Origin of the sequence: Paenibacillus sp. FSL H7-689 (genome assembly GCF_000517905.1) — a bacterium.
GTDB lineage: Bacteria > Bacillota > Bacilli > Paenibacillales > Paenibacillaceae > Paenibacillus > Paenibacillus amylolyticus.
Genome location: NZ_ASPU01000054.1, coordinates 11,206 through 30,512, shown reverse-complemented (window position 1 = coordinate 30,512; position 19,307 = coordinate 11,206). Strand labels below are relative to the sequence as shown.

Genomic DNA, 19,307 nt, shown 5'->3' with positions numbered 1-19,307 from the left:
TTACAACAATAACTAAACAATCTAGGAAAGCGGGGAGATTCTCGTGCTGCTTCCACAAATTAAACAACCCAGTGATCTAAAGTCGATGTCTCAGGATGATCTTGCCCTTTTGTCGGCAGAGATCCGGCAGTTTCTGATTGAGAAACTGTCTGTTACAGGTGGGCATCTCGCACCCAACTTAGGCGTGGTTGAGCTCACGGTAGCCCTGCATTACTGTTATAACAGTCCAGCAGACAAAATGATTTTTGATGTAGGGCATCAGGCTTATGTGCATAAAGTCCTGACAGGACGTATGGATCGCTTTGATACATTGCGTCAACATAACGGTCTGTGCGGGTTTGTCAAACGCAACGAAAGTGAACATGATGTATGGGAAGCTGGACACAGCAGTACTTCATTGTCCGCTGCGATGGGGATGGCCCTTGCACGTGATCTGAAAGGTGAGGACAACCAAGTCATCGCGATGATTGGTGATGGAGCGCTTACAGGTGGTATGGCTTTTGAGGCTCTCAATCATATTGGTCATGAGCAGAGAAAACTGATGGTTATTCTGAATGATAATGAAATGTCCATTGCTCCAAACGTTGGGGCCATGCATAAATATTTGAGCAAGATTCGTTCGGATCGTCATTATCTGAAAGCAAAAGATGATGTCGAGGGGATGCTTAAAAAAATCCCAGCTATTGGGGACCGTTTGGCCAAATCGGCAAGCTGGATCAAAGATAGTGTCAAATATATGATGGTACCAGGTGTTCTTTTCGAAGAACTGGGCTTCACGTATTTGGGACCGATTGATGGGCACGATATTCCCAAATTGATCGAAACCTTCAAACAGGCAGATAACGTTGATGGTCCTGTACTCGTTCACGTGCTCACGACCAAAGGCAAAGGTTATCAGCCAGCAGAAGCCGATTCGCACAAGTGGCACGGGATTTCTCCGTACAAAATTGAATCCGGTCAAGTGCTGAAGGCAGTCGGAAAACCGATGTACACGGAAGTGTTCGGTCAAACGTTAATTGATCTTGCGAAGCAGGATAAGCGGGTCGTAGCGGTAACGCCAGCAATGCCTACAGGATCAGGTCTTATTCCGTTCAGTAAGGAATTTCCCGATCGCATGATTGACGTAGGTATTGCAGAACAGCACGCGGCGACCATGTGTGCTGCACTGGCTATGGAAGGTTTGAAGCCGGTCTTTGCCGTGTATTCTACGTTTATGCAACGTGCTTATGATCAGATTGTACATGATATTTGCCGTCATAACGCCAACGTGATGTTTGCCATTGACCGTGCCGGGTTTGTTGGTCCGGATGGGGAAACACATCAAGGGGTATACGATGTGGCATTTATGCGCCATATTCCAAATATCGTTCTGATGATGCCAAAAGACGAAAATGAATTGCGTCATATGATGAAAACGGCGCTTGATTATAATGAAGGTCCAATTGCCTACCGTTATCCACGAAACAATGTGGTCGGTGTACCTTTGGATGATGTACTTGTTCCGATTCCGATCGGATCATGGGAGCAACTGCGTCCATCCGAGGGATATGCTGTCATCGCTTCAGGGTCAATGGTGCAGCTTGCAGAAGAAGCAGCAGAGATGGTGAAGCGGGAAGGGATCACAGCAGGCGTAATCAACGCTCGCTTCTTGAAACCTCTTGACGAGCAAATGTTGCGTGATTTAGCTGTTCGAGGCACCAAATTGATTGTACTTGAAGAAACATCCCAAGCAGGCAGCATGGGTAGTGCAGTGCTGGAGTTTTATGCAGAACAGGGACTACATGATGTTCATGTACAATTGATGGGGATTCCGGATCGCTTCATCGAGCATGGCAGTATTAAGGAACAACGTGAGGAAGTGGGTCTTACCGTTGAAAATGTATGTGCTGAACTGCGCAAGATGGCTGTTCAATCATCTTACGGCATACCCAAAACACGTTTTCCTTCGTAAATTTACATGATAGGAGACAGACATGTCACTCCCGAAAGAACGAATTGATGTTCTGCTGGTTGAGCAGGGCTATTATGAAAGTCGTGAGAAGGCAAAAGCTGCCATCATGGCTGGACTGGTATATGCCAATAATGAGCCGATCGAAAAGGCGGGCATGAAAATTCCAAGGGAAGCCGAGCTGAAAGTTAAAGGCTCGGTACATCCCTACGTCGGCAGAGGCGGATTGAAGCTCGAAAAAGCGATCCGTCATTTCGACCTTGATATGAATGGACTTGTCATGCTCGACATTGGTTCATCCACCGGTGGATTTACGGATTGTGCACTTCAGCATGGCGCATCTCACGTCTACGCTATTGATGTGGGCTATAATCAGCTCGATTGGTCTTTGCGTAATGATGAGCGGGTTACTGTTATGGAACGAACTAATTTCCGCTATGTGACTCCTGAAGATCTGACGGGACCCGTGCCGAACTTTGCGAGCATTGATGTGTCGTTCATTTCACTGCGAATCATATTGCCGCCACTTCTGGCTCTTTTGAAACAACCTGCAGATATCGTTGCATTGATTAAACCTCAATTTGAGGCAGGGCGTGAAAAAGTAGGCAAGTCCGGTGTGGTACGTGATACGAAGGTACACAAGGATGTATTGCAGACAATGCTTCATTTTTCCAGTCAACTTGGTTTACATCTGCAGAGTTTAACTTTTTCACCGATAACGGGTGGAGAAGGTAATATAGAATTTCTCGCACATTGGCGTCTGGAAGCACCAGAGGCAACACAACCAGAGATCGATCCAGCTTCACTTGACGCACTTGCGGAGCAAGTTGCAAAGGAAGCAGCTCATACATTTACGGGAAACTCATCATAAGATGGGTTTCTTTTCGCTGGAAAGGTGATTGACGTAAAGGGAAATCATTACTGAACCTCGAATATGTCTTCGAGGTGAGCGATAATGGATGGTCAATATGACACAATCTTTATAGGTGTACTTGCTGTCTGTTTGATCTTGTGGCTGTTCTTTGGCTTGCGTAATTGGGTGAACCGACCGACGCCGGTAAGCTTGTCTGGAATGCAACTGAACGTTAAGATTCAAGATTCCCCGGCCTTGGATTTGCTTGAAGCACAGGGCTACGAAGTCATCGGTGGGAAAATGAAAGTCCCTCTGGCTTTTGAGGCCAATGAATCCGTTTATTACAGCAGATTATTCATTGATTATGTTGCAGAACGTGAGGATCTCAGATACCTCGTGAAAACGTCTCGTCGCAGACAGCCAATCGATATGACCGGCCCTGCGCTAAGGGATCGCTTCCTCAATTATTTGTTGTTATATCCTGGCTGTGAAGGATTGCTGTATGTTGACGTGGAGGATTCCGATATTAAGTTAATCAGGCTCATGGACTATCAGGAAGATGTGTATGATGGAGATGATCTGGACTAATATAAAAGAATGAACATTGCAGGGCAAAGTCTGCGGCGAATTACAAATGCTGCTTTATTGCAATACATCTAACTGGAGGCATATATGAAAGGACAAAGGCACATCAAGATTCGTGAAATCATTAGTCAAAATGAAATTGAGACCCAGGATGATCTGGTTGAAGCACTACGCAAATCAGGTTTTCAGGTGACTCAGGCGACGGTATCCCGGGATATCAAGGAACTTCTGTTAATCAAGATTCCGATGGATGATGGAAGATACAAGTACTCTTTACCGACAGATCAACGATATAATCCGATTCAAAAGTTGAAGCGTGCACTCGTTGACAACTTCTTGCACATTGATCACACAAACAATCTGGTTGTGATGAAATGTTTGCCAGGAACAGCCAACTCCATTGCAGCTTTGCTTGATAATATTGAGTGGAATGAAGTCATGGGCACGATCTGTGGAGATGACACCATTCTGATTATCTGCCGGACTGAAGGTAACAGTGTGACCGTTATTGAGCGGATCATGGGTTACATTGCTTAAAGTGCGTGTTCAAAAAGATTGGTTTTCAGTACCGAGAAGATGGGATGAAGCTAGAAATGGAGTAGCGGAGCGTAGGGAAACTACGTGAGCAACTGCAATGTTTCCGAAGGAAACATACTTCGTAAGCATCCCACTTATTTCGGCTGAATTCCATATACGATGCTGATGATGCCAACAGGCATCCTTCGTAATCAAAAGCGGACTTTTTTGAACAACCTCTTGAATCAATGGTTCAAAAACATAATATCTGAGTTAGTCATCCGGAGGTGTTTTTGCAGATGTTAGTTACGTTATCGATTCGTAATCTGGCTGTGGTGGAAGAAGTGGACGTTGTATTCCATCCGGGATTCCATGTACTTTCAGGGGAAACGGGTGCAGGTAAGTCGATTATTATAGATGCACTTGGCTTAATTGCTGGTGGACGAAGTTCAGCTGATCTGATCCGGTACGGATGTGAGAAGGCAGAGATGGAAGCCTTGTTCGAGATGGAGCAGAGTCATCCGGTATGGCAGACATTAGAGAAATTGGGTATCCATTGTGAGCCTGAAGAGCATTTGGTTATACGACGTGAGTTGAATACTCAAGGGAAGAGTACGTCCCGCATTAATGGGCAATTGGTCAATCTGACCATGCTGCGGGAAGTAGGCGAGAAGCTAATCAATATTCATGGACAACATGAACATCAGAGTTTGCTACGCGCTGAGAGCCATCTGGGGCTTCTCGATACTTATGGCTCGGAAGTCATCGGACCGATCAAAGCGAAGTACCAGGAGCGCTACAGCAAGTTTATCACGGCGGAAAAAGAACTGCGTGCCCTTCAGGAGTCCAGTCAGCGGGCATATCAACTCTTGGACATGTATCGCTTTCAGCTTGAGGAGATCGCAGCAGCAAGCCTTACACAAGGCGAGGATGAATTACTCGGGGAAGAACGGGTCAAACTATCCCATAGTGAGAAAATGATGGACAGTGTTGCTGGTGCATATGATCTCCTCAGTGGTCAACGCGGACTTGAAGCTGTGAGCATTGCTCTTTCAAGAATTGAAGACATTTCTGGATATGATAGCAAAGGACTGCAACCAATCGTAGAACAGCTGCAATCTGCATTTTATCAATTGGAAGATGCGACATTTCAGTTAAGGGATTACCGGGAGAAGATTGAATTTAATCCGGCAAGGCTGGAAGAAGTGGAGCAAAGGCTGAATCTGATTTCTGGCCTCAGACGGAAATACGGGGACAGTGTTGAACTTATTCTGAGTTATTATGATCAGATTAGCCATGAAACCGACCAACTGGAGAACAAGGACGAACGGCTGGAGAAATTGCGAGCTGAACGTGACAAAATGCTTAACCTTGTGATGGAGTCTGCTGAAGAGCTCAGCAAGGTTCGCAAACAATGCGCCGAGGAACTTGCTGCACAGGTGGAAAGCGAACTCAAGGATCTGCAAATGGAGCGGACTACACTGCGTGTTCAAATTACTCCTTTCGAAGATCCAAAGGGGATTGAATGGAATGGACGTCGTATTCGTCTGAATCGTCATGGTGCGGACAATGCGGAATTCCTAATCTCACCAAACCCGGGCGAGCCATTACGACCACTTGGCAAAATTGCTTCAGGTGGTGAGTTGTCGAGAATGATGCTGGCGATGAAGAGTATCTTTGCGCGACATGACCGGATACCTGTGTTGATTTTTGATGAAGTTGATACCGGAGTTAGCGGTAGAGCAGCTCAATCCATTGCGGAAAAACTGTTCCGTTTGTCTTCGACTTGTCAGGTTTTCTCAATAACTCACTTACCACAAGTGGCTTGTATGGCAGATCATCAGTATCTCATTGAGAAACATGTCTACGATGGACGGACAATGACGCAGGTGGAATCGCTGTCAGACGAAGGCAGAGTGAAGGAATTGGCACGTATGCTGGGCGGCGTGGAAATTACAGAAAAAACGCTGCATCACGCACAGGAAATGCTGAATTTGGCGGAAGCCAAAAAAGGGTGAAACGGACGGCTGGCGTAATGATTGACAGTAATAAAAGCCTGGGGGCGAGGTTATCTTATAGGTACGCAATTGGCGACCACCTTTCGTCAAGCGAAAGAAGCAAAGGGAGTGTGACAGCCATTGAATTCCCCCCTCAGGAAGAAATTGCTAGGTCTTTTATTTGCCTTCTTTCTTTGTGTGATTAGCCAGGCCATTCAGCCTGTGCAAAGTTATGCTTCACTGCCGGATGAATTGCAGGTGTTTGCTGGCAGGCAAGCGGATGTCCGGCTCGCTGTACCTGCTGCTTCAAGCGCCGTTGTAGATCGTCCTGATATCGTTGGTTTGGATGATCAGGCAGCGATGCATGTTACCAGGCAACAACCTTTGCATCTTCACCCTCAACAGACGGGACATGCCAAATTAACGTTGAAGTTGTGGGGTAAAATTCCGGTCAAAACAGTCCATGTGAATGTGATACCGGATTTGCGTGTTGTACCCGGGGGACAAACGATTGGCGTCAAGGTTAAATCGGCAGGCATTCTGGTGGTTGGACATCATCTGGTCCGTTCCGGTCAGGATGAGCGTGTATCGCCCGGAGAAACAGCGGGCATTAAGCTCGGAGATCTGATTACGCATATGGATGGAAAACGTCTGGATGGCGTAGCAGGTGTCTCTGAAGCCGTTGAACTTGCAGGGAAAAGTAAAAAAGGTATTGATGTTGTGTTAAAACGTGGTAAGGAAACGGTGAAGACACGATTAACTCCGGCGTATGACTCCGAGGATCAAGCGTGGAGGCTTGGATTGTACATTCGTGATTCTGCAGCCGGTGTTGGCACACTTACCTTCTATGCTCCCGATCAGGGCGTATATGGCGCACTGGGCCATGTCATTACAGATATGAACACACAGACATCTATTGTTGTGGGTAGTGGTCAGATTGTTCAGTCCAATGTAACGTCAATTTCGAAGAGCGAGACCGGTGATCCGGGTGAAAAACGTGCTCATTTCCTCAAGGAAAGCAAAATTTTGGGCAATATTGAACGTAATACGGCTTTTGGTATCTTTGGTAAAATGTCTGGAAATCCTGAGCACAGTTTGTATTCGAAAGGCATTCCCGTCGCTTTTTCTCATGAAGTAAAGGAAGGACCGGCCGAAATACTTACCGTGGTTGACGGTCAACAAGTTGAACGCTTCTCCATTGACATTGTTCATGTGGCAGATCAAACTGAACCAGCAACAAAAGGTCTGGTACTTCGAATTACGGACCCGAAACTGCTGGATAAGACCGGAGGTATCGTTCAAGGGATGAGTGGCAGCCCCATTGTACAAAATGGTAAATTGATCGGTGCAGTTACTCATGTATTCGTGAATGATCCAAAATCGGGTTACGGTTGCTTCATTGAATGGATGTTACAAGATGCTGGCGTTATGATGAAAAAGGAAAACGATAAGAACCTCAAGGCTGGCTAAACAGCCCTGAGGTTCTTTTTTGTCGAAAGCAAACATAATATATCGGATAATGAAATAAATTATTTATTATATAGGATCAAGAAAAAAAAATAAAGAAAAATAATTTTCGACAGGAGGAATTTAACTGGCTGTGTCGAAAATTAAACGTGTAAGGAAATGTACGAAACGATGTTTAATTTAAAGGAGGATACCGTTTTGCAAAAAATTGAGGTATTGCTGGCCGATGATAATCGTGAATTTACGAATTTGCTTGCCGAATATATATCTGAGCAGGAAGATATGGAAGTAACCGGTATTGCATACAATGGAGAAGAAGTACTGCAATTGCTGGAGCAAACTCGGGATGTGCCGGATGTATTGATTCTGGATATTATCATGCCTCACCTGGACGGACTGGGTGTGCTTGAGCGCTTGCGCGACCTGAACCTGTCTCCACAGCCTAAAGTCATTATGCTTACGGCATTCGGACAAGAGAATATCACACAGCGTGCCGTGCAACTCGGAGCTTCTTATTATATTCTCAAGCCGTTTGACATGGAAGTGCTTGCGAATCGTGTGCGTCAACTGGTGGGAACACAGACGGCGATGTCCACAAGCAGCGGATCATCCATGTTCATGAAATCATCCAATGTTGTGCCAATGGGCAAACACAAAAATCTGGATGCAAATATTACGTCCATCATACATGAAATCGGCGTTCCTGCGCATATTAAAGGATATCAGTATTTGCGCGAAGCGATTACGATGGTGTATAACAATATCGAAATTTTGGGAGCCATCACCAAAACACTGTATCCGGCAATTGCCGAAAAATTCAAAACCACGCCGTCCCGCGTCGAACGTGCCATCCGTCATGCCATTGAAGTGGCATGGACTCGCGGTAACATCGACAGCATCAGCCACTTGTTTGGTTACACGATCAACATCAGCAAGTCGAAACCAACAAATAGCGAGTTCATCGCGATGGTTGCTGACAAGCTGAGAATTGAGCATAAGGTAAGCTGAAAGGGTCAGGAGTAGTGAGCTGGCAAGAATAGTTTGGATTCAAGTTTGATTCTAACCAAGGCGGCCTATATCTGAATTCGTTCATTTCATGCCAATAAACTTTTGTAATATATGCCAACGAATACCGTCAATTATTGGATTAAAGATATCCAGTAAATGACGGTATTTTTATGAATGATATTGAATTTCAGTTATATAACTTTATGCTGAACTGTTCACCCAAAAATCTTTCTCTTAAGACCTTGTCAAGCTACGAGCAAAAGCTGAAGGTACAGTCAGGGCATATCCGTCTTATAAAAGAAGCAAAGATGGTTTAAAACAATATTCTGATGCAGTTTAATTTGATTTATGTGAAGTATGCTAAATATAGTTGGTACTTTAAGTTTTAATGAATAAATATGAAAAATAGAATTATATCAGGTGTTTCAAAAGATTTATTTATATAATATGGTCATTATAGGGCCCTTAGTATCGTCTAATCCATATTAGACAACACTTTTGAGGGACTAGGGGAGGGGGTAGATTAGATCGAGGAAGCTAAATAATACCACATTTTGCCAAATACACTTCCACCGCGACGGGTTGCTAGTTTTGAAAACCGTATTCTGGATACCATAAGCCTAGGCAGCAGTTATAGAACAATCTATAAATTAGTTTAAAGGAAGCCCCCATTTTCCTCATAGAAAATAGCCCTTCCTAGTGAAAGAGCATGCTACATTTTCTATTTAATTATTTTCATTTGTATAGATATTCAAAACCATCCTGTATTCCAAAGTGACGAAGATAATATCCATCCCGATAACGAGCTATAACTTTATCAATTAGTGGATCATCATCAAAACTGATATATCCTAAAATATAGAGAGCAATCAAATACTCCTCAAAAAGAAGGTTACCAATAAACATTTCCTCTTCTGCGATTCCGTGGAATATACTGATTTCAAGATTTAATAAAAAGGACATCCCCGATACTGTTGAACCAATTACCCAACTAAATTCTAAAGGCTCATGAATGTGTTCATCTTTGTTTAACTTAATTAATTCATTAATTCCTCGTTTATCTGGAAACGTATAAGCTGCAATAGCTCGATCAAAATGTGCTTCGGGATCGTTACGTAAATCTGCAAACACTTCTAGATCAACCTTTTTGGCATAATACTTTTGAGTCAAACGATCATGAATTTGCTCAAGTGTAAATGGATTAGCAATTTCTAAGGTTAAATACTTCTGATATAATTTTTGAACATCAATTTCCAATCTTAATCCCACCTTCTGTTGGATAGTTAAGTTACTGTGATTTAGTTTAGGTTTTGGAGAGAGCACACACAATACGTATCTAAGACTTAATCATAAATATCAGCGTTTTCTTAATCCTAGTAGGCTACCTGTTCCATAAAATATATGACCGGTACGGTAAGTAGGTGATACGCCATGGAAATGATACCAGTACCGAGTATCATTGTAACCAGTATCATTATGAGCTTTAGGACCATCAACTGTACCAAATTTGGCAGCAATAATTCTAGCACTATTATAATCCGGTGTCCAAATGTCATTAAATGGGGTTTTTGCTAAATAATCATAAGCTTCTTGATCTGTCATAGGTTTGCCGACATACATGTGCGTTTTATTAAATTTAACTCTATAATATTTAGGTTTATTTTGCTGTTTGCTCTTAGAGAGTTCCTTAACAAATGCCTGAGCTTCTACAAAGCCTTCGACAACTGTTACTCCAACAGCGGCTCCAGCAGCCAGCCAAACTATAACTTTTCCAATTTCCCAACCAACCCAAGGGAGTACCCATACTGCTTTCGATTCTTCAATTGGAAAATCTTCTCCAATAATATCAAAGTCGCCGATATTTACATTATGGTAGTTCTCATTAGAAGGTGTTTCTTCAACGTTATTCTGACTTTGACTCTGGTCATCTGTCTGGGGTTGGTTTGTGTTAAATGTTGTTTCATCAGTTATAGTTCCTGGATTAGTATTCTCGACTGAGCTAGTCACAGCTTCTTGATCTCTTTGCAGAGTTTCTGCGCCTGCGGCTAATGAATAGGATTGAGCACCAGTGACAGCGAAAATTAAGAAAGCCATAGTTAGAGCGGTAATGCGGTATAATGATTTAATTGATGTTTTCTTTAACAAAATGTTTCCCTCCGAATTTATATTTTTACACCCTCTCCAATAACTAAACGATGATCCTATATAGCGAGTTTAGAACCAATGTTTACCATAGTAATTTAATTTATATCAACAAGCAAGTATGTACATTTTTGTATATTAATATTAATATAAAGTTATTATTAGGTATAGTTCCATATTCCTACAGTTAAATCTCTAATATTTAGGCTTAAAGGTGGAGAGTTTGTTTGGAATGATGATATTTGATCAGAAAAGATACTAGATGGAAATGGTAGAGAGGTGTGTTTGATGAGAGGAACTTGTCTCGGAGTCTTTGTCTTGATATAATTCAATAAGGTGAGCAGTCCTCTGTATACTTTAATTAACGGAGGAATATTATATTATGAATACTGATTTGATTTTTTCTATATCGCTTGTATCATTATCAATAGGTTTGCTTGGCAAGAAGATAAAGCTTCAATACAAAAAGGAAACAACTGAGATTATATCTAAAAATGGACGAAGAAGACGACGTAAACGAAAACGAAAACACTGGTTCTTTAAGGCAGGCTAAAACACTACTTTGATATATGAGGTTGCTCACCTGTAACTCTCTTCTCAGAGAAGCTACAGGTGAGTAATAAAATAAAAATAATACTTGGGAAAAGATCGCTGATGGTACTATGGCGATCTTTTTTTATTTAAGTGTGCATGTAGATCTAAATGAAAGAAATGAATGTAAAACAATGAATAACATTAATGTTGACAAATGGATTAATGATGTGATATAATAATTTCAGGAGTGATACAATTAATTAAAAATGAAAACGCTTACGAAAATAAAATGTAAAAAGGAGCTATTGCATTGACATGTAACAAAAAGAAACACCACATTAGTAAAGAGAGGCAGCTCAAGAAGACGAAGGGATCGTATTGGACGAGGAGAAACGAGGTCTTCTGTAAAGAGATGTTAGAATCCATCCAATTTCAGCAAGATAAGCTATCCTTAACAACTAATGATTTGATGATAACGCTAGTATTACTTTTGAATTCGTGTAAAATTCCATTTCCAGAGTAAAGGATAAGAGTAAAAAAACTTATTTTGGTAAGGAGCACGATTTCAATAACCCCAGAGAGATGGCAGTAGCTTTGATCGAAAAGGAGAATTTCCTACAAGGATGGTTTAGATGTTGCGAGTTGTACAGTAATAATAACTTTAAGCTAGAACATAGACCAACACTGGGAAGAATAGATCATGATCTTGGCTATACATTAGAAAATCTTGAGGTGCAAGGGTATTCGCATAATACATCGTCGAGAACAAGACAGCGTTTCTCTAAAGAATGTGTAGCTATTGTAGTGTTGAAGGAATCCGAGAAGCTGATTCTATTGGAGAGTTCAAGTGGTAAGAATGCGATTCAAAGGATCAATGAAGTTACTGGTTTAGGAATAACAAGGGTCATGCTAAAAGGAAATCTATCAAATGGACAAAGGTTTGATAATGAAAAGTATTCTGTTTTGATCATAGGTAAAGAAATGATAGTGGGCACACCAGAAATCATGGAACTTTCGTTTCCAGTTATCGAGATCCACGATGAGAAACATAATTGTCTTATTGCTCGCCCAAATGATAGCGCTACCAAAATCAGTGTCTACATAGATGAAAAGGATACTATACGTATCGATTGGATAGATGAAGAAAAGACAATCAATTATGTGAATATAATACAAGGAGATAAAAAAGACACATGGCAACAGTAAACATAAATGCAAATAGTGCAAGCTATAACTATATTTCGGTTTCTGCTAGTTTCCAAACTGGTGGAGGACTAGCGAAATACTATAGTTTTTTTAAGAATGGAGTGGGAGATTCAGGGCTTGAAGCATTTAGTAGCCCAGTAGGATCAACAACCAAGTACTGGACGTACTCAGGGCTGTCAGAGAACACGTACTACAGTCTGAGCGTCACGTTCTATGACTCGAATAGGAATGTTCTTGGAAGCGCATCTACAGGTCAGAGAACGACTATAGCGCCCGACACAACGCCGCCATCAATCAATAGCTGGTACATGAATGGTAGCGCTTCAAGGAACTCCATCCCAATGTATGCATCAGCATCAGACAACAGGGGAGTCAGCGGATTCTACTTTTATCGTGATGGTGTATATGATGGCTCTATGTATGGTTCAAGTGGTGGATATACATTTACAGGACTTAATCCTGGTACGAGATATTCTCTTGGAGTAAAGGCTTTTGATACCAGTGGGAATACATCAATTATGACGCAGTACGGAGCCACTACAGCGTATGATTTTGCTCCTAGCATCTTGTCTTGGTCTGAATCAAACACGGGCGTAAACGCTGTTCAGATGTATTACTCAGCGTCAGATGACTATGGTGTAGGGTATGTACAATTTTATGTCAATGGTGTTCAAACAGGGACGAGTTATAGTTCGAGTGGTTATTACACCTTTGCATCCTTGCAAGCAGATACGAATTATACGCTGGGGATCAAAGCAGTGGATACAGCAGGACAAAGCTCTACAATGAGGACGTTGGCTGTCAGAACAAAGAAAACACGACCAGCCAATTTTGAATGGGATACGGCAAAGAATGCTGGTGCAGATTTTAATATCACTGCTGCTGAATGGAACAGGTTGACTGCCCAAGTTAACGAGTTCAGGTTGTATAAGGGGATATCGAGTTACACATTTACAAGAGCAGTATCAGGATCGGATTTTAAGGCGACTTACTACAATGATGTCATCAGCATTATAGGATCGATGAGTCCGACAACTGCAAAACCAAGAAGCAAGGTAGCTGGAGACAGCATTCTTGCAAGTGACATCAATCGAATCCGCAATTCATTAAATTCAATAAGCTGAATTTGTGTGTTGGGTGAGGATCAGCAAACATTCTTACTTGCGGTACTAACGCATGTAGATAAGAAGAAATAACCACTCTGAGGTTCGCGCCAAAAGTGTGTTAGTTGTGTTCCCACCCAACAACAAACTGTGGAGACGATGTGGCGTCATCGTTAGCGCTCTCCATATAGATATTATATACCTAAAGTTAGAGGGTTTATATGTTAACATTAAAATTATTTACTATAAAAGGAGTTTCTGAGACAATGTCCTTTGTGAACTATACTGTCTTTTGATACCCATGTATAAACGTAGATTGTGTATAGAGGAGATGAAGTATGAGTAGCTACATAATCAAATCATTGAAGTTGAATAATGAAAGATACAAGCGTAGTGGGGCTAATTCTAGTCTTGAATGGCTAGAAAATTTATCGAAGATCAACATTTTTGTAGGGTCGAATAACTCTGGAAAGAGTCAGATGCTTAGAAATATTTTCAAAACTCCTACACTTGAATTTGTACCTAATGATTTAGAGTTAGTACAGTTAAACGCTTTACAAACAGAATTAGTTGGAGAAGTTGAAGCGGTAATATTAAGAAATAGTGTTACAGATTACGGTGATATTATGGAAACAGCCAGAACGCTAATTGATGTAAACTCATTAGTTGAAGATTGCGATGCTTTGGAGAGAATAAGTTTAATATTGGAAAGGTTAATTAACATCACAAATAACGAGATTACGACAAATCTCAGATTTGGTGGGAGTGAGAGTAACTATGAAGAAGCCTTTAAACAACCTCTGCAGGGAATCGGTAAAAGATACATGCAAAGATTAAGATTAATTGTTGGTGATGAAACAGAACGAAAGTATCGTTTTGAAAGAGTATACATTCCTACTTTGAGAGGTTTACGACCATACAACGAGGGTGGTTCTGATTTCTATTCTCAAAGGACATTAAAGGATTATTTTTCAGACGCACCTAACGGTAGCATATTCTCTGGATTAGGCTTGTATGTCCAACTAAGGGATATGCTTCTTGGGGATTTAGAAGATAGGGAGAAAGTAGCTAAGTATCAAGAATTTTTAGGTGATACATTTTTTAATGGAGAGAAGGTTGTCTTAATTCCCGGCAAAAACTCTGATGTAGTTATCGTAAAAATAGGCGATGAAAAAGAAATGCCAATATATAACCTTGGTGATGGGATACAATCAATTATCATCCTCACATTCCCCCTATACGCCCATTTGGGTGAAAATTTGCTGGTGTTTATTGAAGAACCAGAGCTGTATCTCCATCCAGGGTTACAACGGAAGTTGATAGAAACGTTTCTTAGAGATGAGTTTTCAGGTTATCAGTTTTTTTTAACAACTCATTCAAATCATTTTTTAGATATAACACTAGATGTAAACCAGATTTCAATTTATTCCTTCAAGAAAGAACTTGTCAATTCTGAAGCGAAGGAGAAACAAGCTTCGTTTGTGATTGAAAATGTAAGCAATGAAGATAATAGCTTGCTGGAGATGCTTGGAGTGAAGAACTCATCTGTTTATCTGTCCAATTGTACTGTTTGGGTTGAAGGCATAACTGACAGGTTCTATGTACGTAGATATTTAAAGCTATATCAAGATCATCTTGCAATTCCAGAAAAGGATCGTTTCAAAGAAGATTATCATTATTCTTTTATTGAATACAGTGGTAACAATATAACACACTGGTCGTTTCTAGACGATAATGAGGCTGAAGCATTTAAAAATATGAATGTAGATAGAGTATGTTCTCGTTTGTTTCTTATTACTGATAAAGATAGTGAAAAGAAGTTGGATAGGCAAGAAAAGTTACAAGCTAAACTTGGAGAACGATTCTATTGTCTTGACTCTAAGGAGATAGAAAATACTCTGTCAGCAGATATAGTGAAAAAGGTTATAGCTGATTACGAGAAATGTGACGTGAATTCATTAAAATTTAAAGAGGACTTTGAAACTAGTTGCTACCAGGATATATATCTTGGGAAATTCATTGATGGTGTTTTAATAGGTAGTAAAAGAAGAGCTAGCTATGGATACGGTTCTGGAACGATTAGAGATAAACGTATATTTAGCGAAAAAGCCATAACGCATCTAGAAGAGTATTCAGATTTAAGTGAGGATGCTAAGAAGCTAGCCGAGCGTTTGTTTCAATTTATCCGCCAAAATAATATCAGCTTATTATAAGCTGTAGGTAACTTGGCGCAAGTTGGGATAAGCCCAGAAATGTGGCGCGTTGAGCGACTGCGAAGGCAGTGATGCTGTGTAGCAACTTTCATAGGACGATCATGGAAAAGAAGATATAAAAGTGGAAGAACTGTCTCAACTAATCAAAGCCCATGTACATTGGCAACTTTTTTGTAGTAACCCTCCTTATAAGAAGAAGAAGAAGAAGAAATAACCCACTGTTAGCCGCCTAACAGTGGGTTATTTCCGTCTTTGTCGTTATTTTGAAGATGGGATTCCCTACTCAACAAAAATCGTGCACGAGACGATCTGGCGGATCGTGTAACTCTCCATAAGGATATTATATACCTGAAATTGGAGAATTAAAACGATTTGTTGAAGTCATTTTAAGTCAATGATCTTTTGTATCCAATATAACTTCTTCTCTAAAAGACTGTTTTGTTTGCCTAAATTTCTTCGATACTCTTTGGATGAGATGGCATACTTGCTTAGTTCTATTTCGAGCTTGTCAATTTGTGCCTCTAGCTGACCAATCTTCTTTTGATAATAAGCGATTTTCTCTTTTTTTGTTGATGAAGTCTTCTTTGCAATGGTAACCAGTTCTGCTTTTGAACTTGTTGATTCTGCAGGATGTTGTTGTTGTGCTGAGATTGCTGGAGTCAATAGGCTTGCAGCGATAATCGAAGCAGAAAGCAGAATACATACTTTTTTGTTCATTAAGTATCCTCCTTATTGGTTAAAACACTAGTTCCAGGGATATGGGTATATGTATCTTTCGATAGACCTGAATACCTATGCTATCATAATTCCTATTTACTATAAAGGAAAAATTTGAGACAATTGTTTGAGTAGCTTCTAGCTCTACCTCAATATCAAATGTTTTGGAAAATGGGGGATGGATATGGCAAGTCTAATGATAAAGTACATTCAACCTGATAAGATCAATGATCATATTGATCCTAATTTTACTTTTCTTACCTATGGGGACAGTGATCCAAAGAAGATTCAAGCCATCGAGCGCCACATAAGCCAAGGTTCTTACGTTTTTTTCCACACTTCTTATAAAGATCAAGCATTTATTACAGCATATTTTTATGTTGAGAAGGTACTTACTAGAAATGAGAATGCAAATGAAATTGATTGTTTACGTACAGACTCAAGTAATGATCAAATTGTGATTTTAGGGAATCGAGAACATTCCAAAATCCTTACGTTTCCACTGCCCTTTGACAAACGTGTTGTAGATAACCTTCCTTCATTAAATATAAATTGGAATCATGTGACCAGCGGGAGGCAATCAGAAAGTTAACTGTTTCGAATCCTACAAGAGCACACCGTGAACTGTCCGCAGCGGAGGTTGATTGGCTACTGGGAGAATGCAAATATCGAGGCTGAAGATTGCGTGGAATCATTTTAAACGCTTTATTTTAGCGCTAATTGGATTCGCTTTGTTAAAGTACCGAAGTGGAAACAACTCCTACGACTTTTATTGTGGCACTACTTATGTACGGTGAAAGAAAGAAAACAACCCACTTGAGGTCGCCAAAGTGGGTTGTTTTCTTTCTGAATATTACATGTTACTGGAAATGAGAGTCCCAGCTTATAGCTAATTATCTAAAGATGATTTGGCTGAACAGTCTGCTCAGTGTACAGCATGTAGTTAGGTTCGAAACAATCACTACGAGTTGATCACTGATTTTTCTCTTTCTTTCTTTGCTTTCGCTTCTTGTTCTTCAAGGACTTTTCTTGAAACTAGATCATCAAAAAATAGCGAATAATCTGCCTCGTTGATAATTTGCTTGAAACCAGAATGCAAAGTTTTGTTTTTGTCGTCTCGATTAATTATCAGCTCGAAGAAGTTTTCGACTGTTTCTCTCGCTGCAACTAAATGTGCTGATTCAGAAGATTCTTGTGCATGTAGTATTTCGTAAATCATTTCCGTTTTTTTATGGTTAGGTACGTCTCCAATACCGATAGCATTTTCGAAGTTAGAAATTGAACAAAAGACACGAATATCTCCGCTAGTCTTCAGGCTGTGTATTTTTTTGCAGTTTGTCCATTGAGCCTTTAATGTAGTTGAAGTATGTTTCTCGTGATTATCCACATCATGTAATACAACATAATGAGAATTGAACTGGTTAAGAACCTTCATTATAGTTGCGATTGTAGATTTACCTCTTGCACGAATGATATGAACGTTATATTGCTTTTGTCTAGCTAGATGTTTAAAAGCTATGTACTCGGTGTCTCCCTCAACAATTATTATTTTATTTGCAAAGAAGAACTCGTTAACATAGGAGTCAATATAGTTTAAAATTTTCATGTTTTTAATGTCATTGGCATCGAATTGGTCATTTACAGATTTGTATAATTGAATTGCTTTTGATCTGCCGACCCGAAACACTTGTATTGATGTATGTTTTTCGGATAAATCTATAAGAACTGGTGAATGAGTAGAAATCATAAGTGGCATTTTCTGACCGATCTTATAAAGTGAACTACTTAACGCTCTTACAGCTTCGGGATGTAAAAAGGCTTCTGGTTCATCTATGAGTAACAATTTATTGTCGTTTTCACCTAATAACTTCTTCTCTATCATATTTTGAATAAGATAAATTAAGCTCATGCGCTGTAACCCAGTTCCTTGATTTGCTAGAGGCATGTTAGACTGATTGTTACTGTCAATATGAACGCTTGAATTGGTAGACTTGAGTATATCAGCCGATGAGAAACCTTCACTTTCTCCACCGACTACATTTAAGGACAAGGCTTGATTTGAAAAAAGAACTCGTAGATTGGCTGAAACATCATTACTTACCGTAGATAAAATTTTATCCGTATTCTGTTTGATTTTTCTTAAAAATTCGGGATAAGCTTTTTGGAGACTTGCATACTCTTCTGCTAATTTGTATGTTGATTCATCGTCTTCAAGGCTTCCGTTAAAGTCTTCCAAATTTTTCAAATCGTTTTTTATTATGTCGGAGTATATGTTCTGAATTAAATCGTTTATATCGTCTGGTAACATTGATGGGGTTATGTAGAATGGCTTATTGTCTAAAATCTCATTTAAAGTATTGGACAGTTTGTGTGAACCTTTTATCTCTGTATTGTTTTCATCAAGGAAACGTGGTGCTGTTTCTTCTTTGTATTGCTTGGTTATGGTGATATTTTCTTCGTCTGACTCAAAGACTGCTCTTAAAAGTATCTCTTTTGACCGTACAGAGAAACAATCGTTAGAAATGGTTTTTGCTTTACTTTCTTTTTGAAAGAAGCAATTAATAGCTTCTAGGATAGTTGATTTACCTGTGTTGTTTCTGCCTGTTAAAATAACGATAGTATCATGTGAAAAATCGATGGTAAATGGTTCTTTAAAAACTTTGTAGTTTGTTACACTGAAGTTTGTTAATCTCATTATGCTCCTCCTTGGGGGTTAAACATATTTATTGTGTGAGTAGGTGAAAAGACATGTCCTTTTTTAGCGTTCTTCTTGAGTACTTGTCATTTTGTGTGCGATACAACAGTTTGCCAGTTGCTCTTAACAGTTCATTATTATAGGGATAGTGACAGAACAATGTACTATCTCCTGAACGGGGACCCATGCTGTCTCACCTTGGGTTGGTACTTTAACATGGGATTTACTACTTGTTAATGATATGTTTCCAGAAAAACTTGTTCCATCCATGAATCGTAGATGAACTGAATAATTGTTCTTCTCAGCCAGGATGAGGTCTTTAG

General features: G+C 40.2%; 15 protein-coding genes. 11 read left to right on the top strand and 4 right to left on the bottom strand.

Features of this window, described 5'->3' with window-relative positions:
• The first annotated feature begins 43 nt into the window (after nt 1-43).
• The 7 genes from dxs to spo0A all read left to right on the top strand — a co-directional run bounded on the left by dxs (nt 44) and on the right by spo0A (nt 8,374).
• Entirely contained in the window at nt 44-1,951 is a 1,908-nt protein-coding gene (dxs, locus tag C170_RS22625; RefSeq protein ID WP_036614362.1) for a 1-deoxy-D-xylulose-5-phosphate synthase, read from the top strand.
• Nucleotides 1,952-1,973: 22 nt separating this feature from the next.
• Nucleotides 1,974-2,819, top strand: coding sequence for a TlyA family RNA methyltransferase (locus C170_RS22620; protein ID WP_036614359.1), 846 nt, complete (start codon nt 1,974-1,976; stop codon nt 2,817-2,819).
• 84 nt (nt 2,820-2,903) lie between these two features.
• A complete protein-coding gene (locus tag C170_RS22615) occupies nt 2,904-3,389 on the top strand; it encodes a hypothetical protein (protein WP_036614357.1) in 486 nt (161 codons plus the stop codon).
• A gap of 84 nt (nt 3,390-3,473) precedes the next feature.
• Nucleotides 3,474-3,923, top strand: a complete 450-nt coding sequence (gene ahrC / locus C170_RS22610) for a transcriptional regulator AhrC/ArgR (RefSeq protein ID WP_017687604.1) — start codon at nt 3,474-3,476, stop codon at nt 3,921-3,923.
• A 278-nt stretch (nt 3,924-4,201) separates the two neighbouring features.
• Nucleotides 4,202-5,920 (top strand): DNA repair protein RecN, encoded by a 1,719-nt coding sequence (gene recN / locus C170_RS22605; protein ID WP_036614354.1) that lies wholly within the window; start codon nt 4,202-4,204, stop codon nt 5,918-5,920.
• A 120-nt stretch (nt 5,921-6,040) separates the two neighbouring features.
• Nucleotides 6,041-7,369: a SpoIVB peptidase gene (gene spoIVB, locus C170_RS22600; protein WP_036614352.1), complete on the top strand. Its 1,329-nt coding sequence runs from the start codon at nt 6,041-6,043 to the stop codon at nt 7,367-7,369.
• Between the two features lie 195 nt (nt 7,370-7,564).
• Nucleotides 7,565-8,374, top strand: a complete 810-nt coding sequence (gene spo0A, locus C170_RS22595; protein WP_036614349.1) for a sporulation transcription factor Spo0A — start codon at nt 7,565-7,567, stop codon at nt 8,372-8,374.
• A 735-nt stretch (nt 8,375-9,109) separates the two neighbouring features.
• On the opposite strand, the gene C170_RS22590 is transcribed toward spo0A, so the two are convergent.
• Together C170_RS22590 and C170_RS22585 are read right to left on the bottom strand one after the other, a co-directional pair.
• A complete protein-coding gene (locus C170_RS22590; RefSeq protein WP_036614345.1) occupies nt 9,110-9,631 on the bottom strand; it encodes a hypothetical protein in 522 nt (173 codons plus the stop codon).
• A gap of 99 nt (nt 9,632-9,730) precedes the next feature.
• Nucleotides 9,731-10,519, bottom strand: coding sequence for a hypothetical protein (locus C170_RS22585; protein WP_036614343.1), 789 nt, complete (start codon nt 10,517-10,519; stop codon nt 9,731-9,733).
• Nucleotides 10,520-11,644: 1,125 nt separating this feature from the next.
• On the opposite strand from C170_RS22585, the gene C170_RS22575 reads away from it, so the two are divergent.
• The 3 genes from C170_RS22575 to C170_RS22565 all read left to right on the top strand — a co-directional run bounded on the left by C170_RS22575 (nt 11,645) and on the right by C170_RS22565 (nt 15,572).
• Nucleotides 11,645-12,256, top strand: coding sequence for a hypothetical protein (locus tag C170_RS22575; protein WP_162158990.1), 612 nt, complete (start codon nt 11,645-11,647; stop codon nt 12,254-12,256).
• Complete coding sequence (locus C170_RS22570) at nt 12,244-13,380, top strand: hypothetical protein (RefSeq protein WP_155985124.1); 1,137 nt, start codon at nt 12,244-12,246, stop codon at nt 13,378-13,380. Before C170_RS22575 ends, C170_RS22570 begins: the two co-directional genes overlap by 13 nt.
• 317 nt (nt 13,381-13,697) lie before the next feature.
• Entirely contained in the window at nt 13,698-15,572 is a 1,875-nt protein-coding gene (locus tag C170_RS22565) for an AAA family ATPase (RefSeq protein WP_051447357.1), read from the top strand.
• Nucleotides 15,573-15,953: 381 nt separating this feature from the next.
• On the opposite strand, the gene C170_RS22560 is transcribed toward C170_RS22565, so the two are convergent.
• The gene (locus tag C170_RS22560; RefSeq protein ID WP_036614332.1) at nt 15,954-16,289 is read right to left on the bottom strand and encodes a hypothetical protein; all 336 of its coding nucleotides are present in this window, start codon (nt 16,287-16,289) and stop codon (nt 15,954-15,956) included.
• A gap of 184 nt (nt 16,290-16,473) precedes the next feature.
• Here C170_RS22560 and C170_RS22555 point away from each other — a divergent pair, with 184 nt between their 5' ends.
• A complete protein-coding gene (locus C170_RS22555; protein ID WP_051447356.1) occupies nt 16,474-16,881 on the top strand; it encodes a hypothetical protein in 408 nt (135 codons plus the stop codon).
• A gap of 369 nt (nt 16,882-17,250) precedes the next feature.
• On the opposite strand, the gene C170_RS22550 is transcribed toward C170_RS22555, so the two are convergent.
• The gene (locus C170_RS22550; protein ID WP_036614329.1) at nt 17,251-18,984 is read right to left on the bottom strand and encodes an ATP-dependent nuclease; all 1,734 of its coding nucleotides are present in this window, start codon (nt 18,982-18,984) and stop codon (nt 17,251-17,253) included.
• Nucleotides 18,985-19,307: the final 323 nt, after the last annotated feature.